This is a genomic window from Myxococcus vastator, assembly GCF_010894475.1.
GTDB lineage: Bacteria > Myxococcota > Myxococcia > Myxococcales > Myxococcaceae > Myxococcus > Myxococcus vastator.
In genome coordinates this window covers 1-2,997 of record NZ_JAAIYB010000691.1, presented here as the reverse complement: position 1 = coordinate 2,997, position 2,997 = coordinate 1, and the positions used below count along the sequence as shown (strand labels likewise).

Genomic DNA, 2,997 nt, shown 5'->3' with positions numbered 1-2,997 from the left:
AGCCGGAAGCCTTCGCCCAGGACCTCCAGGCGCTCAAGCAGGAGCTGGAGTCTTCGCTCGGCGAGGAGGACCTGGCGCACGCGCGGAAGATTGAGCGCTGGGGCCGGGCCTGCTCCGTGCTGGGCTACGCGACGGCGTGGCTGATGCCCAATCCCGTGTCGGCGCTGCTCATCGCGCAAGGCAACACGGCGCGCTGGACGATGATGGCCCATCACGTCACGCACCGAGGCTACGACAAGGTGCCGGGCGTGCCGGCGCGGTACACGGGCAAGCGCTTCGCCACCGGGTGGCGTCGCTTCCTGGAGTGGCCGGACTGGATTCATCCCCAGGCGTGGCGGCACGAGCACAACGTGCTGCACCACGGGCACACGGGCGAGACGGCGGACCCGGACCTGGTGGAGCTGAACACGGAGTGGCTGCGCCAGTCGCGCATGCCCCTGCTGGCCAAGTACGCGCTGGTGGCGTTCTTCGCCTGCACGTGGAAGGTGACGTACTACGCGCCCAACACGTTCCTGGAGTGGCGGCGCTTCGAGCGCAAGCGCGCGGGGGGCCCGGACGAGGCGGGCACGCTGCCCCTCATCACCGCCTTCAACCCGCTCAACGCCGAGGGCCGCGCCTTCTGGTGGACGTGCCTGCTGCCCTACGCGGGCCTGCGCTTCGTGCTGCTGCCCGCGCTCTTCGCGCCGCTGGGCGCGTGGGCCGTCCTCAGCGTCTTCGCCAACAGCGTCTTCGCGGAGGTGCTCACCAACATCCAGAGCTTCGTGCTCATCGCGCCCAACCACGCGGGGGACGACCTCTACCGCTTCGAGGGCCGGGCGCGCAGCGGCGCGGAGTTCTCCGTGCGGCAGGTGGTGGGCTCGGTGAACTACGCCACCGGCAACGACGTGGTGGACTTCCTCCACGGCTGGCTGAACTACCAGATTGAGCACCACCTCTGGCCCAGCCTGCCCATGACGCGCTACCGGCAGGCGCAGCCCAGGGTGAAGGCCTTGTGCGAGAAGCACGGCATCCCCTACGCGCAGGAGAGCGTCTTCCGCCGCGTGAAGCGGCTGGTGGACATCATGGTGGGGCGGACGTCCATGCGCGCGTGGGGGCCGGCTCCGCGCGGCTGAGGTTCGCGGGGGCCCAGGCTCAGGCGGAGGGCTGGGCCTCGCTGGAGGCCCGTTCCCGGGTCGCCTGGGCGAGCAGGGCACGCACCTCGTCGTCCTCCGTCTGCGCGAAGTCGCGGTACCAGAGGCCCACGGAATAGAAGGGCTCGGGCATGCGGACGCAGACGACCTCGTCCGCCACCTGGGACAGGCCTTCGCAGGACTCGGCCGCGCCCACGGGCACGGCGGCGATGATGGCCGCGGGCGCCAGGAGCCGCAGCGCCGCCACGGCCGCCCGCATCGTCGTGCCGGTGGCCAGCCCGTCGTCCACCAGCAGGACGGTGCGCCCGCGCACGTCGGGGAGCGGCCGGCCTTGCCGATAGTTCTCCTCACGCCGCTGGAGCTCCCCGGCCTCGCGGCGGGTCGCGGCCTCGAGCTGCTCGCGGCCGATGTTCAGCTCGTCCACGACCTCGCGGTTGAGCACGCGCACGCCCCCGGAGGCGATGGCGCCCATGGCCAGCTCCTCATGGCCGGGCGTGCCGAGCTTGCGGACCACGAAGATATCGAGCGGCAGTCCGAGCTTCCGCGCGACTTCAACGCCCACGGGCACGCCGCCTCGTGGCAGGGCCAGCACCAGGGTGCCGGGTTGCCGCGCGTGGCGCCGCAGGTGGTCCGCGAGCACGCAGCCTCCCTCATGGCGGTCCTGGAATTGGGGCTCTCGCATGCCGCCGCTCCTCGCCGCTCCCTGGAGTGGAACGGGCGCTCGTCAGGAGAAAGCTGGGCACGCCAGTCGCCCCGTGGAACGGGGCGGGCGTGGGGGCTGGCACCAGGCGCGCGGCATGCTCGTCCGCCGTGCACCCGGTGGCGCTCACGCGATGATTGCCGGCTGTCCAGGCTGGTTGGGCACCGGCGGGTCACGAATGCCGGGCGGCTTGATTTCGGGCGGCTGCGGCGGCTCGATTTCCGGCGGCGGCCGGGTGGGCGGCTCCTTCTGCGGCGGCGCCTGGGGCCCGGGAGGCTCACGCCCGGGCTGCTTGTCGGGGTCGGGGTCCTTCACGGGCGAGTCAGGGGTCGTCGGTACCTCGGGCATGCCGTCTTGCTCCTCTCGGGTTCACCAGCACGCCAGACAGTGGGCACGCCCGAGCTCGCGGGCACCGGCCCCGTTGCCCAGTCAACGCGAGGATCTCCGGGCCCTGGGCCGCCCGGCTGCTGGACAGGCATCCCCCACGGACGCGAGCGGGGCAGCCCCTTCCCGTCTGCTGCACCGCGCCATCGCCGCCTTCACGTTCCGTGGAGCGAAGGACACGAGCCAGAAGGAGGCGAACCATGAAAGCTGCCCTATGGGGAATCGGTGGCGCGGGGCTGGGCCTGGGGCTGATGTACTGGACGGATCCACGCAGTGGCCGCTGGCGCAGGTCCCATCTGCAGGGGAGGGCTGTCCACGCGGCGCATGAGGCGGGAGGCGCGGTGGGCGTCGTCGCTCGGGACCTCTCGCAGCGCTCGCGCGGCGTCTATTTCGAATCGCTGCGCAAGCTGCACCGGGAACCGGTGGAGGACCTCATCCTGGAGGAACGGGTGCGCTCGGCCCTGGGCCGGGTGTGCTCGCATCCCGGGGCGATTCGCGTGATGGCTCGGGACGGCATGATTCGGCTGGAGGGCCCCATCCTCCGCGAGGAGCTCCGACGCGTGCTGCCCCGCATCGGCAAGGTGCAGGGAGTGCATGGGGTGGACAATCAGCTTGTCCCGTATGCGGAGGGTTCGGCGCATCCGGCGCTTCAAGGAGGCAGTATGCGCTCGGGTGAGTCGAGGCTCTTCTTCCAGGAGCACTGGTCTCCGACCGAGCGGCTCTTCGGGGCGCTGGGCGGCCTGACGCTGACGGCCTGGGGGCTGGGACGCCTGTCTCTTATAC

Annotated in this window: 4 protein-coding genes; 2 read left to right on the top strand and 2 right to left on the bottom strand. The window is 71.5% G+C overall.

Going from position 1 to position 2,997, the window contains the following annotated elements; translation table 11 throughout:
* On the top strand, positions 1 to 1,112 hold a 1,112-nt coding region (locus tag G4D87_RS36110; RefSeq protein WP_163787344.1), incomplete at its 5' end, for a fatty acid desaturase family protein.
* 19 nt (positions 1,113 to 1,131) lie between these two features.
* Here the strand turns inward: G4D87_RS36110 and G4D87_RS36105 are convergent.
* Together G4D87_RS36105 and G4D87_RS36100 are read right to left on the bottom strand one after the other, a co-directional pair.
* Positions 1,132 to 1,812: a phosphoribosyltransferase gene (locus G4D87_RS36105; protein WP_163787343.1), complete on the bottom strand. Its 681-nt coding sequence runs from the start codon at positions 1,810 to 1,812 to the stop codon at positions 1,132 to 1,134.
* A gap of 144 nt (positions 1,813 to 1,956) precedes the next feature.
* Positions 1,957 to 2,178, bottom strand: a complete 222-nt coding sequence (locus G4D87_RS36100; protein WP_163787342.1) for a hypothetical protein — start codon at positions 2,176 to 2,178, stop codon at positions 1,957 to 1,959.
* 236 nt (positions 2,179 to 2,414) lie between these two features.
* Here G4D87_RS36100 and G4D87_RS36095 point away from each other — a divergent pair.
* Positions 2,415 to 2,997: BON domain-containing protein (locus tag G4D87_RS36095; protein ID WP_240358888.1), on the top strand; the 583-nt coding region annotated here is incomplete at its 3' end.

Coding starts and splice junctions, on each gene's coding strand:
- G4D87_RS36105 (WP_163787343.1), bottom strand. CDS start 1,812: ATGCGAGAGCCCCAATTCCAGGACCGCCATGAGGGAGGCTGCGTGCTC.
- G4D87_RS36100 (WP_163787342.1), bottom strand. CDS start 2,178: ATGCCCGAGGTACCGACGACCCCTGACTCGCCCGTGAAGGACCCCGAC.